The following is a 16591-nucleotide window of genomic DNA, read 5'->3' as shown; positions in this document are numbered from 1 at the left end:
CGTCATGCCCAGTAACAAGTCCTTTGCCGATTGGCAGCAGCAGGCCGCCGGCCTGCACATCGAAGGCCGCGCCTTCATCGGCGGACACTACGTGCCGGCCCATTCCGGCAAGACCTTCGATTGCATCAGCCCGATCGACGCCCGCGTGCTGACCCAGGTGGCCGAGTGCGACGAGGCCGACATCAATGCGGCGGTGGCCGTGGCGCGCCAGGCGTTCGAATCGGGTGTCTGGTCGGGGGCCAATCCGCGCAAGCGCAAGAAGGTGATGGGCCGTTTCGCCGAGCTGATCCGGCACCATGCCGACGAGCTGGCGCTACTTGAGACGCTCGATGCCGGCAAGCCGATCGGCGATACGACGTCGGTCGACATCCCCGGTACGGCCTACTGCATCGAGTGGTATGGCGAGGCCGTCGACAAGTGGGGGGGCGAGGTCGTGCCGGCGGACAACCACCTGGTCGGCATGGTCACCCATGAGCCGATCGGCGTGGTGGCCTGCGTGGTGCCGTGGAATTTCCCGCTGCTGATGGCAAGCTGGAAGATCGGCCCGGCGCTTGCCGCCGGCAATTCGGTGGTGCTCAAGCCCTCCGAGAAGTCGCCGCTGACGGCGATCCGTATCGCGGCGCTGGCCAAGCAGGCCGGCATACCCGATGGCGTGTTCAATGTGGTGCCCGGCTTTGGTGTCGCGGGCAAGCTGCTGGCGCTTCACATGGATGTCGATTGCCTGGCGTTCACCGGCTCGACCGGCGTCGGTAAGCAGATCATGCAGTATGCCGGGCAATCCAACCTCAAGCGTGTCTGGCTCGAACTCGGCGGCAAGTCGCCGAACATCGTCATGCCCGATTGCCCCGATTTCAACCGGGCCGCCGCTGCCGCTGCGGGGGCCATCTTCTACAATATGGGCGAGATGTGTACAGCGGGCTCGCGCCTGTTGCTGCACCGTGACATCAAGGACATGTTCCTCGACAAGCTGCTGGAAAAGGCCCGCCGCTACCAGCCAGGCCATCCGCTCGACCCGGCGACCAATATGGGCGCGATCGTCGACCGCATCCAGCTAGACCGCGTGCTGGGCTATATCGAGTCCGGCAGGCAGGACGGCGCACGCCTGCTGGCCGGTGGCCAGCAGGTGAGGCAGGAGACGGGCGGCTACTATATCGAGCCGACCGTGTTCGATGTCTCCGGCACCGATGCGCGCATCGCGCGGGAGGAGATCTTCGGGCCGGTGCTGTCAGTGGTGAGCTTCGATACGCTCGACGAAGCCATCGCAATCGCCAACCAGTCAGACTACGGCCTGGCCGCCGCGATCTGGAGCGCTGACCTGACCACCGCGCACGATGCGGCGCGGCGTCTGCGCGCCGGCACGGTGTGGGTCAACTGTTACGACGAGGGCGGGGACATGAACTTCCCCTTCGGCGGCTACCGGCAGTCGGGCAACGGCCGCGACAAGTCGCTGCATGCGCTGGAGAAGTACACGGAGCTCAAGTCCACCCTGGTGAGGCTACGCTGATGTTGCCGCCCAGCAGTACAAAACCCCGCCAAGGCGGGGTTTTGTTTTTGGCATGATCGTGCTCACACGGGCATGAAATCGGCTTGGGTCTGTGTCTGAAAGGTGGGGCTGCCAAGGCTCGCCAGCGTTTCGCAGGTCTTGCGCGCGGCAATGATCATGTCGGCCGCCTTTTCGGCGATCATGATCGTCGGCGCATTGGTGTTGCCGCCCACCAGTAGCGGCATGATCGACGCGTCCACCACGCGCAGGCCGAACACGCCATGCACACGCAGCTCGGGGTCGACCACGGCTTGCGCGTCGCGCCCCATCTTGCAGGTGCCGATCGGGTGGTAAATGGTCTCCGCCTTGTCGCGGATGAAGCGGCGGATGTCGTCGTCGCTGACCACCGCCTTGCCCGGCACCAGCTCGGCTCCGCGATAACGATCAAACGCCGGGCCGGCGAGGATGCGGCGCGCCAGCTTGACGCCACGTACCATGTGCTCGATGTCCTCGGGGTCACTCAGGTAGTTGGCGCGGATGTCGGGGTGGGCCAGCGGGTCGCGCGACGCCAGGCGAATCTCGCCACGGCTCTTGGGGCGCAGATTGCAGACATGCAGCGAGTAGCCGTCGCCAAGCAGGAAGCGCAGGTCACGCCCATGGTCTTTCAGCCGCCCCGGGGTGAAATGGAACTGCAGGTCCGGCGCGGCTTCCTCCGGGCGGCTCTTGGCGAACGCGCAGCCTTCGGCGCCATTGGTGGTGTACATGCCGTCGCGGAAGATGAGGTAGCGCGCCATGTCCCACGCGCTTCTCAGCACATTGCGCCAGGTGATGCCGTAGGAGACCGACTTGGTGCTGGCCTGCACCAGCGTCACGTCGAGATGGTCCTGCAAGTTCTTGCCCACCCCTGGTAGGTGGTGGACGCACGGAATGCCCTGCGCACTGAGCTCGGTGCCGTCGCCGATGCCTGACAGCATCAGCAGCTGCGGGCTCTGGATCGCGCCGGCGGACAGCAGTACCTCCTGCCGGGCGCGCACCTCTTTTTGCTTTGCCCCCTGGCGGTAGGCCACGCCCACCGCGCGGCGCCCCTCGAACAGGACCTGCGTGGCCTGCGCATCGGTGATCACCGTCAGGTTAGGGCGCTGGCGCACCGGTGCCAGGTAGCCGCGTGCGGCGCTGCAGCGGCGGCCATCCTTCTGCGTGACCTGGAACAGGCCTACGCCTTGCTGCTCGGCGCCGTTGAAATCGTCGTTGCGGGGCAGGCCGGCCTGTTCTCCGGCATCGATGAAGGCACGCGAGAGGATGCTCGGGCTGCGCAGGTCGGCCACATTGAGTGGCCCGCCCGCGCCGTGATGGGCCGATGCGCCGCGCTCGTTGTGCTCCGCGCGCAGGAAGTAGGGCATCACCTCATCGAAGCTCCAGCCCTCGTTGCCGAGTGCCGTCCAGGCGTCGTAGTCGACCTGGTGTCCGCGCAGATAGCACATGGCGTTGGACGAGCTGCTGCCGCCCAGGGTGCGGCCGCGCGGCCAGAACAGGCGGCGCCCGCCGAGGGCTGGTTCTGCTGCCGTGTTGAAATTCCAGTTCAATACCTTGCTGCGCATCATCCACAGGATGCCGAGCGGCATGTGGATCAATGGGTGGGTGTCGGGCGGGCCCGCTTCGAGCAGGCAGACCTTGATCGTCGGGTCTGCACTCAGGCGGTTTGCCAACACGCAGCCGGCCGAGCCGCCGCCGACAATGACGTAATCGAACATCGTATCTCCTCTTGTGATGGGGCAACCTGGAGATGATTGTAGGACAGTCTTACGTCTTTGGCCCCGGTGATTTCCGGCAAGGCCGGTGTGGCTTAGGCTACTGCGCGAATCGCCTCGCGCAGTACGGTCACCATGTCTTGCACCTGTTGTGGCGTCGATACGAATGGCGGCGCCATGGCGATGATGTCGCCGGAAAAACGGAACAGCATGCCGCGCTTGAGTGCTGCCTCGAACACCCGCAATGAGCGCAGGCCCGGCTTGCCGTCGATAGGGGTGAGCTCGACTGCCGCGGCAAGGCCGCAATTGCGGATGTCGATCACATGCGCTTCGCCCTTGAGGGCGTGCACGGCGTCTTCGAGCACTGGGGTCAATGTCTGCACGCGCTCGAAGATGTTCTCGTCGCGCAGGATGTCGAGCGTGGCATGTGCCGCGGCCACGGCGAGCGGGTGGCCGGAATAGGTGTAGCCGTGGAAGAACTCCACCAGGTGGTCCGGCCCCTGCATGAATGTATCGTGGATGGCCTGCTTCACGATCACCCCACCGAGCGGTACCGTGCCGTTGTTGACGCATTTGGCAAAGGTCATCAGATCCGGCGTGACGCCGAAATAGTGGGCACCGAATGGCGCACCCATTCGGCCGAAGCCGGTGATCACCTCGTCGAAGATCAGCAGGATGCCGTGCCGGTCGCATAGCTGCCGCAAGCGCTGCAGATAGCCCTGAGGCGGCACGATGACACCGCCCGAGCCCTGCATCGGCTCGACGATCACCGCGGCGATGGTCGAGGCGTCGTGCAGCGCCACGATACGCTCCAGCTCGTCCGCCAGATGGCCGCCCCAGGCTGGCTGGCCGCGCGAGAACGCCATTTGCTCGAGGTTGTGCGTATGTGGCAGGTGGTCGACGCTAGGCAGCATCGCCGCTGCAAATATCTTGCGGTTGGCCACCATGCCACCCACCGAGATACCGCCAAAGCCGACACCGTGATACCCCTTCTCGCGCCCGATGAAGCGTGTGCGCTGTGCCTCGCCCTTGAGGCGGTGATAGGCCAGCGCGATCTTGAGTGCCGTGTCGACTGCCTCCGAGCCCGAGTTGGTGAAGAACACCTGCTCGAAACCTGCCGGTGCCATGTCCGCGATACGCCCGGCAAGGCGGAAGGTCGGCTCATAGCCCATCTGGAAGGCTGGCGTGTAATCGACGGTGTCGAGCTGACGTTTGACGGCCTCGACAATCGCCGGATGGCGGTGCCCGAGCCCGCTGCACCACAGGCCGGACAGGCAGTCGAACAGGCGCTGGCCTTCGCGCGTGGTGTAGTACACCCCCTCGGCCGATTCGATGATGCGCAGCTCGTGGTGGTCCCTGAAATAGCGGTTGTGCGTGAACGGCATCCAGTAGGGCGAGAGGGTGCTGGCGTCGAGCGACGGCAAAGACATGAATGAACTCCTGGGCTAGCGGCCATCGCTGGCACGCACGGCGGATGGATTTTCATTGTAGGACAGCCCGCCATACATGGATGGCGGGCAACGCGATTGCCGCTGTGGTGGCGCACCATCCGGGGGCGTGCCGTTTGATGTCGCCATATCTTGGGGCCAGGCCGAGCGTGGCGTTCACTGATTACAGGGTGGGGCGCACGGCTGATGCCGGCCCATTCCAGCGAATGGCGCCGCACAGTTTGTCGATCCGGCCGCTGGCCCTATGCTTGCTTTTGCAGAAATGACGCGCCGCACCATCGAGACGCCGGGCGTCACTTGTTCAATTGCAATAGGGAGGTAGCCATCATGCGCCGAACATCGTTTGCGGAACATCCAACCGACTCTGCCGACACGGCAGAACCCGATGCCACCAGTCAAGGCCTGGAGCGCCGCCAGCTGAGGCTGGCGGTGAGGCCCGCCGAATCGGAGCGGATCGATAGCTGGCAGCAGGTGCTGCTTGGGCATCTGCCCGGTTCCTCTGCCGAGCCAGCCTGGGTGAGGGGCCTGCCGAAGAAGCCCACCCGGCATTGAGCCATCGCCAACGGAAGGGCGCCTCGAAACGTCTGCCACGGGCGAAACCCGGCATCAATTTCGTTCTCGGCCTCGCGTGTCCGGTGGATGGGCCTGTGAGCCTTGCCTGACCATCACGTGCTCGCGCTGACGCTTTGAGGCTGCTTACCTTGTTTTCTGAGGGGCGCGATGTCGTGTAATGCCTCGGATCCTGTCGATCGCACGAATCATCTTGCCGGTGGGCAGATGACAAAGCCGCTGGCCGTGCTCAACTACCTGGTGGCCGAGCAATACGGCCAGGAGCCCGCCCGTGTGGCATCGCTGGTGCTGTTGGGCAATCTGCTGAGTCTGGTCGTCATCCCCGTGACGCTGCTGTTCGCTTTGCCGGGCCTGTAGCTAGTGCCCCCCAGGGTGCCGCCTGGCTTTGGCTACATCACCCCGGAGCAAAAAAAGAGGCGCACGCGGCGCCTCGAATTTGTACCTTGAAGAGGTTACAACAACGGAGGGAGATACTTCAATCGGCCGGGACGGCTTAGGCCCAACCGATGTGTTGCATTCTATCGGCGCCTGCCTGCCTCGTCTGTTAAGCCCATGTAAGGCTTTGTAACAGTCTGTAAAGCTGGGCTGCCACCACCAGGCCCTGCGCTATCGCAGATATTCAATCAAACGCTTGTTTGTTCTAAACTCAAGGTTCGCAACCTGGACGACATCCCGATGAAAACCCGATTCACCGAACTGTTTGGCATTGAGCATCCGGTCGTTTGCCCCGGCATGAGCTGGATCGCCATACCCGAGCTGGTCGCCGCCGTCGCCAATGCCGGTGGGCTTGGCATCCTGGCGACAGGGCCGTTGACTGCCGATCAGACGCGTGACGCCATCCGTCGTATCCGCACACTGACCGACAAGCCGTTCGGCATCGGCTGCACCCTGATGATGCCGGGTGCCAAGGAAAACGCCGAAGTCGCGCTGGAAGAGAAAGTCCCTGTCATCAATTTCTCGCTGGGCAAGGGCGACTGGATCGTGCAGCGTGCCCATGCCTATGGCGGCAAGGTGATTGCCACCGTCGTCACCGAAAAGCACGCCAAGGCTGCCGAGCGCATTGGTTGCGACGCCTTGCTCGTTACCGGGCATGAGGCTGCGGCGCACGGCGGCGAGGTGACGTCGCTGGTGCTGGTGCCCGCTGTCGCCAAGGCCGTCAAGATCCCCGTGATCGGTACCGGTGGTTTTGGCACGGGGGGCGGCTTGCTGGCGGCGCTGGCGCTGGGCGCCGAGGCCGTCGCGATGGGGACGCGCTTTGCCATGACACAGGAGAGCCCGCTGCATGCCAATACCAAGCAGGTGATTGCCCAGAAGCGTGTGGCCGATACCCTCTATTCGAAGAATTTCGACGGCATCCACTGCCGGGTGATGAAGACGCCGGTGACCGAGCGCATGATGAAAAAGCCCATGGGGCTGTTCAAGGCGCTGTTCACCTCGCTGACGGTGGCGCGCGGCATGAAGGTGCCGCTACCGAAGCTGCTGCTGGGCACCTTGCTCAAGGGGCCGGCACTGATGCTGCAGATCGCCTATTTCGGCGCAGCCACACCGCGGTTCAAGCTGGCGACGGAGCAGGGCAATCTGCAGACCGGCGTGCAGATGATCGGCCAGGTCCAGGGGTTGATCGACGACGTGCCTGGCGTAGCGGAATTGATGCAGCGCATCGTAAACGAGGCTGCCGATGCTCGTTCCCGCGTCGAACAGGCATTTCTTTAAAATATTGATGCGGCTGTTTTGAGCAATGCAATGATTGCCGCCGCCGCTGGTGGCGCAATCATTGCTTTCTTATGGGTGTGTTTCAGCAATAAAATACCCTTGAAGGGCTTGATGGGCTCCCCCGTCGCATTAAATTGGTGCGAAGCAAAAAATATCTGCCAATTTGTTGTTTTTCTCTATTGCCAAGTGGGCAAGATTGCGTAGAATACGAACACGCACAACGACCGACATCCGGTTGTCCGTGTTGGCCCGTCAAATCAGGCCGGTTGCTTCAAGCAACATCACCCCGTCACCACCCATGACGCGCCTTAAAGCCTGCTAGCAGCACCCTGCAGCAGCGCACGATCCGGCGACCCCGCCGGGACAAGCCAGTTTATTAGGTTTGGAGCGATGCCCCCGTTTATCGGCATCAGTGTTTTCACAATGCTCGTTGTGGAAGCTTTAGGGAGAACAAATTCATGACAAATTTTCAGCCATTGGCCGCTGCTGAGCCGCGTGCCGCACACGATCCGCGCATTGCTTGCGCCGAATGCGGCGAGTTGCACCACCAGAATTCTGCCAGCCGCTTTTGCGTGCGTTGCTGGCGTGTCCAGACGCTGATGTTGGCGCGTGCCAACGCCATCATGCGTGCTTGATATCGGTTTGTTGTAGTGGTTTGTTGTTGGTAGTTCGTTGTTGTTGTTTTAGCAGTCTTACCTCGATCCCTTGGGGCGGCCTTGGCCGCCCACTTTTTTGTTGTCGTTTCAAGCCGCCCGACTCGGTGCTGCTGAATCCCCCTCCGCTGGTGCTCACTGTCTGGTTCTCTCCCGGTGCTCGTTTGCGTGCAGCCTGGCCGCGCCTATAATCCGCGCATGGCCGGCATTTGCCGGCGCCAGCTTAGGACTTCCGCATGAATATCAGCACCGCATTCGACTCCGGTAGTGTCGACATCGTCAGCCTGGAACGCGCTGACGACATCCAGCTCAAGATCCGCAAAGACTCCCAATCCGACTTCCTGCAGTGGTTTCACTTCCGCCTGCAGGGGGCTGCCGGCGAAAACTGCCGCATCCGCTTCCTCAATGCGGGGGAAACCTCGTACGTCAAAGGCTGGGAGGACTACCGTGCAGTTGCTTCCTACGACAGAAAACACTGGTTTCGTGTGCCAACCAGTTTTGACGGCAAGGAACTGACGATCGAGCACTGCCCGCAAAGCAATAGCGTCTACTATGCCTATTTCGAGCCCTATTCGAGCGAGCGGCATCTGGACCTGATCGGCATGGCCTGCGAGTCAGCCTGGTGCGAGGTCGAGCGACTGGGCGCCACGGTCGATGGGCGCGACCTCGATTTGCTGGTGCTGGGCGATGGCGATCCGGCCAAGCGCAAGATCTGGGTCACCGCTCGCCAGCATCCGGGTGAAACCATGGCGGAGTGGTTCATCGAGGGCCTGCTGGAGCGTCTGCTCGATGAAGACGACGCCGTGTCGCGTAGCCTGCTGGCCAAGGCGACCTTCTATATCGTGCCCAATATCAATCCGGATGGTTCCGCCCGTGGCAATCTGCGCACCAACGCGGCCGGCGCCAACCTGAATCGCGAGTGGATGACACCGTCGCTGGAATTCAGCCCCGAGGTTTATCTGGTCAGGCAAAAGATGCATGAGACCGGCGTCGACCTGTTCCTCGATGCGCACGGAGATGAGGCGCTGCCTTATGTCTTCGTGGCTGGCTGCGAGGGCAACCCCAACTACAGCCCACGGCTGATGCAGCTCGAAAATGCCTTCAAGCAATACTGGCTGCAATCCAACCCGGATTTTCAGGATCAGCAGGGTTATGAGAAGGATAAGCCCGGCGAGGCCAATCTGACCTTGGCGACCAATTATGTCGGCCAGCATTTTGATTGTCTGGCCTACACGATCGAGATGCCGTTCAAGGACAACGCCAATCTGCCTGATGAGGAGTATGGCTGGAGCGGCGAGCGTAGTCGCAAACTTGGTGCGAGCGTGCTCCAGCCGATCTTTGGCGTGATCGACCAACTGCGTTGAATGGTCGTGTAAGGAAAAATGGCGGCCAGGCCGCCATTTTTGCATCGACGCGTCAGTGCGCCTCTCGCCGGGCGAAGTGGTGCGGGCGGACACCGAGTGTGAACAAGGTGGCAAAGTAAACACCCGCCCCAAGCAGCACCACGAGCAGCAACTGGCTTGCCCGCAGCAGTGTGGGGGCCGAGGTCCAGCCGCCGATCGCCTGTGCCGCATAGGCGCAGGCCGCCGACATCAGGATGGTGGCCAGGCAGATTTGCCCGAGATAGCGATACCACCCCGGTTGCGGTTGGTAAAACCCCTGCTTGCGGGATTTATGCAGCAATAGCCAGGCGTTGATGCAGGATGCCAGGCCTATCGACAAGGCCAGCCCGGCGTGCTGCAGCGGCTCGATGAAAACAAGGTTCATCAGTTGCGTCAGCCCCAGCGTGATCATGCCGATCTTGACCGGGGTGCGCGTGTCGCCGCGAGCATAGAAGCCTGGCGCCAGAATCTTGATGGAGATGAGCCCGAGCAGGCCGACGGCGTAGGCGATCAGCGCGCGTTGCGTCATCAGCATGTCATGCGCAGTGAATTTGCCGTGCACGAACAGCGTGCCAATCAGCGGCTCGGACAGCACCGCCAGCGCGGCCGTTGCCGGCAGGGCGAGCAGCAGGCACAAGCGCAGGCCCCAGTCAAGAAGCTTGCTGTACTCGGTGGTATTGGCATTTGCGTGATGGCGCGACAGGCTGGGCAGCAGGATAGTGCCAAGCGCCACACCGAGCACGCCGGTTGGAAACTCCATGAGCCGATCCGCGAAGTTCATCCAGGAGATGCTGCCGGTCGGCAGTAGCGACGCGAACATCGTGTTGATGATCAGGCTGACCTGCGCCACCGATACACCGAGTATCGCCGGCCCCATCTTCTTCAGGATACGGCGCACGGCCTCATCCCGCAGCGCCAGGGTGGGGCGTGGAAACAGGCCCAGTTGCCGCAGATGGGGAAGCTGGAAGAATAGCTGCGCCACGCCGCCGACAAATACGCCCCAGGCCAGCGCCATGCCCGGCGGGTTGAAGTAGGGGGCGAGCCAGGCCGCGAATATGATCAGCGATATGTTGAGCAGCGTCGGCGTGAAGGCGGGGATCGAAAAGCGGTTGTAGGTATTCAATATGCTGCCCGCCAATGAGGACAGCGAAATGAACAGGATATAAGGAAAGGTCACCCGCAGCATGTCGCAGGCCATGGTGAACTTGTCTGCATCCTTATAGAAGCCCGGCGCCGTGACATAGATGACGGCAGGCGCGGCGAGCATGCCCAGGAGGGTAATGATCGCCAAGGCGAGCGCCAATGTGCCCGTCACCCTGTCGAGCAGGCCGCGTACCTCATCGTGGCTGCGATTGGCCTTGTAGTCGGCCAGCACGGGGACAAAGGCCTGGGAAAATGCGCCTTCGGCAAATACGCGCCGCAACAGGTTGGGGAGCTTGAACGCGGTATAAAAGGCATCGGTGGCAATGCCGGCCCCGAATGCGTGGGAAATGAAGGCTTCTCGAGCAAAGCCTAGAATGCGCGAGACCAGGGTCATGCCGCTGACCGTGGTCAAGGCTTTCAATAGATTCATAATGTTGGCGGCTGAACTTAAAGCAGCCGAGTATGATACGCCTTTCTTGCATTGTCGGGTGGGTCGGCGTATGATCCACCGTTTTCGTAAAAGCCCTATTCCAAGGAGTCGATGTAGCATGGCAAACAGTGCACAAGCCCGCAAGCGTGCTCGCCAAGCTGATAGCGCGCGCGAGCGCAATGCCAGCCAGCGTTCCGCTTTCCGCACCGCGATCAAGAAGGTTCTGAAGGCAATCGAAGGTGGCGACAAGTCCGCTGCCCAACAACAGTTCCAAGAATCTGTTGGCATCATTGACCGCATCGCGGACAAGAAGATTTTCCACAAGAACAAGGCTGCTCGTCATAAGAGTCGTCTGGCTGCTGCCATCAAGGCAATGGCCTGAGTTCTTCAGGTTTTCAGCAAAAAACCCGGCCTGGTGCCGGGTTTTTTGTTGTCCTGCCTATTCCTGTTGGCTTAATTTGCGGTCTGGGTTTGCGGCACGATGACGGCCTTGATGCCGAGTGCCTTGATTTTGTCCATGGCCTGATCTGCTTCTACCTTGTTGCGGAAGGGGCCGACCTGCACCTTGGTCTCCATGTGGGCGGGAATGCCGCTGGCAACCAGGCGTTCAGTCAGGGCTTTTGCGTTGTCGTAGTTGGCGAAAATACCGACTTGTACGGCATAGGCCGGTACCGTGGCTATTCGAGGTTTGGCTGGTGGTGTGAGTGGGGCGGCAGGCGTAACTTTGGGTTCGGCGGCAGCCTTGGGGGGCGCTGCAGTCTGTGCTGCAGCAACCGTCGGTGTGGAAAGTGGTGTAGGTGCCGCTGCCTTTGGAGGGGCAATCTCTGGTTCTGCCGGGTGCGTGGCAAGTTTGGGCGGCAATGGCTGCGGTTTGGGTAGGCTCGGCTGCGCCTCGACCTTGGGGGGGGGCGGAGTGGTGGGTTTTTCCGGGGAGGGCTCGGCAGCCTTGGTGTTGGTGGGCTTGCCTTGATTGGATTGTGCGGGTTCCGCCGGTTTCTCCGGGGCGGGGGGCTCCGTCGCGGGCTTGCCCTGGTCGTCAGCCGGTTTTGCGTCGCTTGTGCTTGGTTTTGAGGGGGGGGGCGGTTCGGGTTGTACCGGTTTGTTGGCCGTGATTGGTTGTGTGGGGGGCTCGATGACGACCGAGGTCTTCGCTCCCGTGAGCTGTTTCAGATCGATCTTGTCCAAGATCGGCAGCAGTAGGGCGGCGCCGCCAATCAGGGCGACGGCAACGCCTATGCGCTTGACCAGTCGGCGCTTCATCTCCTGTTGCTCGTCGTGCGCGTCCTGGCTGGCTGGCTGCTTGTCTTCGGCCATTCGTTGTTCTCCCTGTGTTTTTGTGTCCGGTTTCCGAGTCGCCGCATAAGGTTTGGGCGGGCGATCAAGCCGTGTTAAAATGTTGGGTCGCGTTTATTTTATAAGCACTTCGGTTGCAAACGTAAAATAAACTTGCAATTCGCTTTCTTTCTTTTTGATTTTATTGGAGATGTCATGGCTGTTGAACGCACACTGTCGATCATTAAACCCGATGCGGTTGCCAAGAATGTGATCGGCCAGATCTACACTCGTTTCGAAAACGCCGGCCTGAAGATCGTTGCTTCCAAGATGAAGCATCTGTCGCGCGCTGAAGCCGAAGGCTTCTACGCTGTGCACAAGGAACGTCCTTTCTTTAAGGATTTGGTCGATTTCATGGTCTCTGGCCCGGTTGTCATCCAGGCGCTCGAAGGCGAGGGTGCTGTTCTGAAGAATCGTGACCTGATGGGCGCAACCGACCCGAAAAAGGCCGAAAAGGGCACCATCCGTGCTGATTTTGCTGATTCCATCGATGCCAACGCCGTTCACGGTTCCGACAGCGCTGAAAACGCCGCTATCGAGATCGCCTACTTCTTCGCCGCGTCCGAAGTTTACGGCCGTTAATTGGCTGGGCTGGTAGTCGTAGTCGCATGAAAACCAACCTGCTCGATTTTGATCTCGCCGGCCTGACTGCCTACTTTGCGCAGATCGGTGAAAAACCGTTTCGTGCCAAGCAGGTGATGCGCTGGATGCATCACTTCGGCATCGCCGATTTCGACGAGATGACGGATATCGCCAAGTCCTTGCGCGAAAAGCTCAAGGCGCAGGCTGGCGTGGCGGTGCCACGCGAGCTGATCGGACAGATTTCCGAGGATGGCACGCGCAAGTGGCTGCTGGACGTCGGTACCGGTAATGGTATCGAAACGGTCTTCATCCCCGAGGATGATCGAGGCACGCTGTGCATATCGAGCCAGGTTGGTTGTGCGCTGGAGTGTACGTTCTGCTCCACCGGGCGACAGGGATTCAACCGCAATCTCTCTGTCGCCGAAATCGTTGGCCAGTTGTGGTGGGCCAACAAATCGCTCGGGCGCGACCCGAAGGGCGACCGCATCATTTCCAATGTAGTGATGATGGGGATGGGCGAGCCCCTCGCCAATTTTGATAATGTCGTCACCGCGCTGAACATCATGCTCGACGACCATGCCTATGGTTTGTCGCGCCGCCGCGTAACCCTGTCCACATCGGGGCTGGTGCCCGCGATGGACCGGTTGCGCGAGGCTTGTCCCGTGGCCTTGGCTGTGAGCCTGCATGCGCCTAACGATGCGCTACGCGACGAGATCGTTCCGATCAACAAGAAGTACCCGCTCAAAGACTTGATGGCCGCCTGTCAGCGTTACCTGGAAATGGCGCCGCGCGATTTCGTGACGTTCGAGTACGTTATGCTGGATGGCGTGAACGACAGTCTCGAGCACGCCAGGCAGTTGATTGCGCTGACGCAGGATGTGCCTTGTAAATTTAATTTGATCCCCTTCAACCCATTCCCGAACTCCGGCTATCAAAGATCGTCGAACGATAATATTCGTCGTTTCCGTGATACGCTGATCGAGGCCAGTTATATCGTGACGACCCGCAAGACTCGCGGTGACGATATTGATGCGGCCTGTGGTCAGCTGGCGGGGCAAGTTCAGGATAAGACCAAGAGACAGGTCCGACGGTTGGTGGAGATCAAACCATGACAAAAAAAACGGGGTGGCTGTGGGCGGCAATGATTGGCGCCTTGCTGGCCGCTCCACCGGGGGCCGTCGCCGACGAGGTGGCCACTCGCAGCGCGAGCCTGCATACGGAGCTGGCTGCACAGTATTATCTGCTGCGTCAGTTCGCGGTGTCGATCGACGAGGCGAATCAGGCATTGCAGGCCGTTTCGTCATACGCGCCGGCTTTGAATATGCTGGGTTTGGTCTATTCTGAGCTCAAGGAGTATGGCACCGCCGAGGACTACTTCCGGCGAGCCTTGTCCGCGGCGCCCAATGATTCCGACGTCAATCACAACTACGGCGTATTCCTTTGCCGCCGCGGTCGGACCGGTGATGGGGTAAAGCGGTTTGAGGCTGCGGTCAGGAATCCTCTGTATGGCACGCCGGAAAAGTCGCTGGTGGCCGCTGCCGAATGCCGGGTGCAAGGCGGGGATCTGGCGTCAGCCAGAGCGGATTTTTCCGACGCGCTGCAACGTCGGCCGGATTATCCCCCTGCCTTGGCTGGTATGGCGCGGCTGAGTTACGACGATAAAAAATATCTGGAGGCGCGGGCATATTTCTCGCGCCTGTTTGAAGTGGTGGATCCTTATCCGGAAGGGCTGTTTTTGGCAGCGCAAGTTGAGCGTCAGCTGGGTGACGCTCAGGGGGAGGCGCGCTACTTGGCCCAACTGAAGAAACTCTTTCCAAAGTCAAAAGAAGCCGCGCAGGCCGCAAATGGACGAGCTGAATGAACCACAACGATATCCCGAGTGAAGAGCGTGACCTGATTCAAGGACCGGGTCGCCGGCTGCGGGCAGAGCGTGAACGTCAGTCTTTGGATATTGACGACATCGTCAGCCAGCTCAAGCTATCTCGCAGACAGATCGAGGCGCTCGAGCATGATCGCTACCATGATTTGCCTGGCACCACTTTTGTCCGTGGTTTCATCCGCAACTATGCGAAGCAGTTGGGGCTGGATGCCGAGCCCCTGTTGCACCAGCTTGAAACCGTCCTGCCGCGGGAGGCCGAGCCCGTGCAACAGGTAAGCGGCCCCAAGCTACGTCTTACCGTCGTGCCCAGCTACCCATCCATGCCTGATGCCGGATCGTCGAAGATGGTGCTGGGCTTCATCGCCGCGGCCCTGGTCAGTGGGGCCGTGGTTTACTACATTCTGCGTCCGGCCCATGAGCCGGAGTTGCAGATGAGTGAGCCGTCCCAGGCGCAACAGTCCGCTGTAGCCGTTGTGTCGGTGCCTCTCGCCACGCCTGCGCCGGTTGAGGCTACGCCAGCCACGGCGGCGCCCGATGCGTCGGCTGCGGCAGCAGCGCCATCCGACTCGCCTGCCGAGCAATCGGCTCAGACCGTTACACCCCCTGCCGCACCCGTGGCAGCCGCGCCGACTGATGTGCCGGCCAAGGTCGAGCCTGCCCCTCGGGGCGCGGGCGAAATCAAGCTGGTTTTCGAAGGCGAGGCCTGGGTGGATGTGAAAGATGGCGACGACAAGCGTGTTGTTTCCAGATTGTTCAAGCCTGGCAGTGAAGAGGTTGTAACCGGCAAGCCCCCATTCAAGCTGATAGTGGGTAATGCGGCTCAGGTGAAACTTACCTATAATGGTCAACCTGTCGATTTGACCCCTAAGATCAAGGTCAACGTTGCCCGCTTCGAGCTGCAATAGCAGCCGAGCCATGTTCTGCCATTCCCGAGGTTCTTGATGTTCCGTAGTGAAATAGTCCGTCGGCACACCCGCCAGGCCATCGTCGGCGGCGTCGTGGTCGGCGGCGGTGCGCCTGTGGTCGTTCAGGCGATGACCAATACCGATACTGCAGATGTCGAGGCTACCGTCAAGCAGACCTACGAATTGTGGGAGGCTGGTGCCGAGATGGTGCGGATCACCGTCAACAGTGCCGAAGCCGCTGCAGCCGTTGCTGACATCCGGGCCCGGCTGGATGCGCTTGCTTGCCCGGTCCCGCTGATCGGAGACTTCCATTTCAACGGGCACAAGCTCCTGGCGGCCTACCCGGATTGTGCTGCGGCACTGTCCAAATACCGTATCAACCCTGGCAATGTAGGCAAAGGATCCAGGCGTGACGAGCAGTTTGCGCAGATGATCGAATTTGCGTTGCGCTATGGCAAGCCGGTACGGATTGGCGTGAACTGGGGGAGCCTGGATCAGGCTGTTCTGGCGCGCCTGATGGACGAGAATGCGGGGCGTGCCAAGCCGTGGGATGCTGATGCAGTCATGCGTGAGGCGCTGATCACATCGGCACTGGAAAGCGCCGGGCAGGCCGTGGCCTTGGGCATGAGCCGCGACGACATCGTATTGTCGTGCAAGGTCAGCCATATGCAGGACCTGATTGCCGTTTATCGAGAGTTGGCGCGCCGTTGTGATTATGCGCTGCACCTTGGCCTGACCGAGGCTGGTATGGGGGTCAAGGGCATTGTGTCGTCTGCCGCTGCACTAGCCGTGCTTCTGCAGGAAGGCATTGGCGATACCATCCGCATCTCATTGACGCCTAAACCGGGCGAAGCACGCACCCAGGAAGTCGTGGTGGCGCAGGAATTGCTGCAGTCCATGGGGCTGCGCGCCTTTACCCCGCAAGTGACTGCCTGTCCCGGCTGCGGCCGGACAACCAGTACGGTGTTTCAGGAGCTCGCGCGCGACATTCAGGACTATCTGCGGCAGCAGATGCCGGTCTGGCGTAGTCGTTACCCAGGCGTCGAGAACCTCAAGGTGGCGGTGATGGGCTGTGTGGTCAATGGTCCTGGCGAATCCAAGCTGGCCGACGTGGGCATTTCGCTGCCCGGGACCGGCGAGGTGCCGGTTGCACCGGTATATGTCGATGGCGAGCGCTATGTGACGCTCAAGGGCGATGCCATCGCAGTGGAATTCCAGTCGCTGGTTAACGAATACGTCGAAGCCCGTTATGGCCTTGGCGAGAAGCTGAAACCAAGAGAGCCGCGCACCATCGCGGTCAAACCCATTGCTTGAATAACAAGA

The 16591-nt window shown here is 61.1% G+C and carries 15 protein-coding genes and 1 pseudogene; 12 read left to right on the top strand and 4 right to left on the bottom strand.

The genetic code is table 11. The features are described from left to right. Positions 1-4 precede the first annotated feature (4 nt). Positions 5-1504, top strand: coding sequence for an aldehyde dehydrogenase (locus ABWL39_RS16425; RefSeq protein ID WP_367793693.1), 1500 nt, complete (start codon positions 5-7; stop codon positions 1502-1504). A gap of 62 nt (positions 1505-1566) precedes the next feature. Here the strand turns inward: ABWL39_RS16425 and ABWL39_RS16420 are convergent, their stop codons facing one another. Then, a complete protein-coding gene (locus tag ABWL39_RS16420) occupies positions 1567-3234 on the bottom strand; it encodes a GMC family oxidoreductase (RefSeq protein WP_367793691.1) in 1668 nt (555 codons plus the stop codon). Positions 3235-3326: 92 nt separating this feature from the next. Next, the gene (locus tag ABWL39_RS16415; RefSeq protein ID WP_367793689.1) at positions 3327-4661 is read right to left on the bottom strand and encodes an aspartate aminotransferase family protein; all 1335 of its coding nucleotides are present in this window, start codon (positions 4659-4661) and stop codon (positions 3327-3329) included. A 345-nt stretch (positions 4662-5006) separates the two neighbouring features. On the opposite strand from ABWL39_RS16415, the gene ABWL39_RS16410 reads away from it, so the two are divergent. From ABWL39_RS16410 to ABWL39_RS16390, 5 genes and pseudogenes are all read left to right on the top strand, one after another. Then, positions 5007-5231: a hypothetical protein gene (locus ABWL39_RS16410; protein WP_367793687.1), complete on the top strand. Its 225-nt coding sequence runs from the start codon at positions 5007-5009 to the stop codon at positions 5229-5231. Between the two features lie 234 nt (positions 5232-5465). Further along, positions 5466-5606: pseudogene (locus tag ABWL39_RS16405) on the top strand (AEC family transporter); the annotation flags it as partial. 258 nt (positions 5607-5864) lie between these two features. Continuing rightward, on the top strand, positions 5865-6962 hold the full coding sequence (locus ABWL39_RS16400) for an NAD(P)H-dependent flavin oxidoreductase (RefSeq protein ID WP_367793746.1): 1098 nt from the start codon (positions 5865-5867) through the stop codon (positions 6960-6962). A 30-nt stretch (positions 6963-6992) separates the two neighbouring features. Further along, positions 6993-7166, top strand: coding sequence for a hypothetical protein (locus tag ABWL39_RS16395; RefSeq protein ID WP_367793685.1), 174 nt, complete (start codon positions 6993-6995; stop codon positions 7164-7166). Positions 7167-7851: 685 nt separating this feature from the next. Next, positions 7852-8979 (top strand): M14-type cytosolic carboxypeptidase, encoded by a 1128-nt coding sequence (locus ABWL39_RS16390; protein WP_367793683.1) that lies wholly within the window; start codon positions 7852-7854, stop codon positions 8977-8979. A 52-nt stretch (positions 8980-9031) separates the two neighbouring features. On the opposite strand, the gene murJ is transcribed toward ABWL39_RS16390, so the two are convergent. Further along, complete coding sequence (gene murJ, locus ABWL39_RS16385) at positions 9032-10570, bottom strand: murein biosynthesis integral membrane protein MurJ (RefSeq protein WP_367793681.1); 1539 nt, start codon at positions 10568-10570, stop codon at positions 9032-9034. Positions 10571-10688: 118 nt separating this feature from the next. Here murJ and rpsT point away from each other — a divergent pair, with 118 nt between their 5' ends. Then, positions 10689-10952 carry a 30S ribosomal protein S20 gene (rpsT, locus tag ABWL39_RS16380; protein WP_367793679.1) on the top strand — a complete coding sequence of 88 codons (264 nt, stop codon included), beginning with the start codon at positions 10689-10691 and terminating at the stop codon, positions 10950-10952. A gap of 71 nt (positions 10953-11023) precedes the next feature. Here rpsT and ABWL39_RS16375 read toward each other — a convergent pair whose 3' ends face one another. Next, positions 11024-11884 carry an SPOR domain-containing protein gene (locus ABWL39_RS16375; protein ID WP_367793677.1) on the bottom strand — a complete coding sequence of 287 codons (861 nt, stop codon included), beginning with the start codon at positions 11882-11884 and terminating at the stop codon, positions 11024-11026. A 174-nt stretch (positions 11885-12058) separates the two neighbouring features. Here ABWL39_RS16375 and ndk point away from each other — a divergent pair, with 174 nt between their 5' ends. Genes ndk through ispG form a run of 5 tightly spaced genes read left to right on the top strand, consistent with a single transcriptional unit; the run spans position 12059 to position 16582 of the window. Then, positions 12059-12484: a nucleoside-diphosphate kinase gene (gene ndk / locus ABWL39_RS16370; protein ID WP_367793675.1), complete on the top strand. Its 426-nt coding sequence runs from the start codon at positions 12059-12061 to the stop codon at positions 12482-12484. Positions 12485-12510: 26 nt separating this feature from the next. Next, on the top strand, positions 12511-13596 hold the full coding sequence (gene rlmN / locus ABWL39_RS16365) for a 23S rRNA (adenine(2503)-C(2))-methyltransferase RlmN (protein ID WP_367793673.1): 1086 nt from the start codon (positions 12511-12513) through the stop codon (positions 13594-13596). Then, positions 13593-14345: a type IV pilus biogenesis/stability protein PilW gene (gene pilW / locus ABWL39_RS16360; protein WP_367793671.1), complete on the top strand. Its 753-nt coding sequence runs from the start codon at positions 13593-13595 to the stop codon at positions 14343-14345. Before rlmN ends, pilW begins: the two co-directional genes overlap by 4 nt. After that, a complete protein-coding gene (locus ABWL39_RS16355) occupies positions 14342-15268 on the top strand; it encodes a helix-turn-helix domain-containing protein (protein ID WP_367793668.1) in 927 nt (308 codons plus the stop codon). Before pilW ends, ABWL39_RS16355 begins: the two co-directional genes overlap by 4 nt. 36 nt (positions 15269-15304) lie before the next feature. Then, on the top strand, positions 15305-16582 hold the full coding sequence (gene ispG / locus ABWL39_RS16350; RefSeq protein ID WP_367793664.1) for a flavodoxin-dependent (E)-4-hydroxy-3-methylbut-2-enyl-diphosphate synthase: 1278 nt from the start codon (positions 15305-15307) through the stop codon (positions 16580-16582). Positions 16583-16591 lie beyond the last annotated feature (9 nt).

This window comes from Chitinivorax sp. PXF-14 (assembly GCF_040812015.1).
Lineage (GTDB): Bacteria > Pseudomonadota > Gammaproteobacteria > Burkholderiales > SCOH01 > JBFNXJ01.
Note: the sequence above shows the minus strand (reverse complement) of the source record. Positions and strands in the feature narration are given on the sequence as shown.

Excerpts from the sequence above, each read along its gene's own strand:
- pilW (WP_367793671.1), top strand. The coding sequence starts at position 13,593 with ATGACAAAAAAAACGGGGTGGCTGTGGGCGGCAATGATTGGCGCCTTG.
- ndk (WP_367793675.1), top strand. The coding sequence starts at position 12,059 with ATGGCTGTTGAACGCACACTGTCGATCATTAAACCCGATGCGGTTGCC.
- ABWL39_RS16355 (WP_367793668.1), top strand. The coding sequence starts at position 14,342 with ATGAACCACAACGATATCCCGAGTGAAGAGCGTGACCTGATTCAAGGA.
- murJ (WP_367793681.1), bottom strand. The coding sequence starts at position 10,570 with ATGAATCTATTGAAAGCCTTGACCACGGTCAGCGGCATGACCCTGGTC.
- ABWL39_RS16415 (WP_367793689.1), bottom strand. The coding sequence starts at position 4,661 with ATGTCTTTGCCGTCGCTCGACGCCAGCACCCTCTCGCCCTACTGGATG.
- ABWL39_RS16410 (WP_367793687.1), top strand. The coding sequence starts at position 5,007 with ATGCGCCGAACATCGTTTGCGGAACATCCAACCGACTCTGCCGACACG.
- rlmN (WP_367793673.1), top strand. The coding sequence starts at position 12,511 with ATGAAAACCAACCTGCTCGATTTTGATCTCGCCGGCCTGACTGCCTAC.
- rpsT (WP_367793679.1), top strand. The coding sequence starts at position 10,689 with ATGGCAAACAGTGCACAAGCCCGCAAGCGTGCTCGCCAAGCTGATAGC.
- ABWL39_RS16395 (WP_367793685.1), top strand. The coding sequence starts at position 6,993 with ATGATTGCCGCCGCCGCTGGTGGCGCAATCATTGCTTTCTTATGGGTG.
- ispG (WP_367793664.1), top strand. The coding sequence starts at position 15,305 with ATGTTCCGTAGTGAAATAGTCCGTCGGCACACCCGCCAGGCCATCGTC.
- ABWL39_RS16420 (WP_367793691.1), bottom strand. The coding sequence starts at position 3,234 with ATGTTCGATTACGTCATTGTCGGCGGCGGCTCGGCCGGCTGCGTGTTG.
- ABWL39_RS16375 (WP_367793677.1), bottom strand. The coding sequence starts at position 11,884 with ATGGCCGAAGACAAGCAGCCAGCCAGCCAGGACGCGCACGACGAGCAA.
- ABWL39_RS16425 (WP_367793693.1), top strand. The coding sequence starts at position 5 with ATGCCCAGTAACAAGTCCTTTGCCGATTGGCAGCAGCAGGCCGCCGGC.
- ABWL39_RS16390 (WP_367793683.1), top strand. The coding sequence starts at position 7,852 with ATGAATATCAGCACCGCATTCGACTCCGGTAGTGTCGACATCGTCAGC.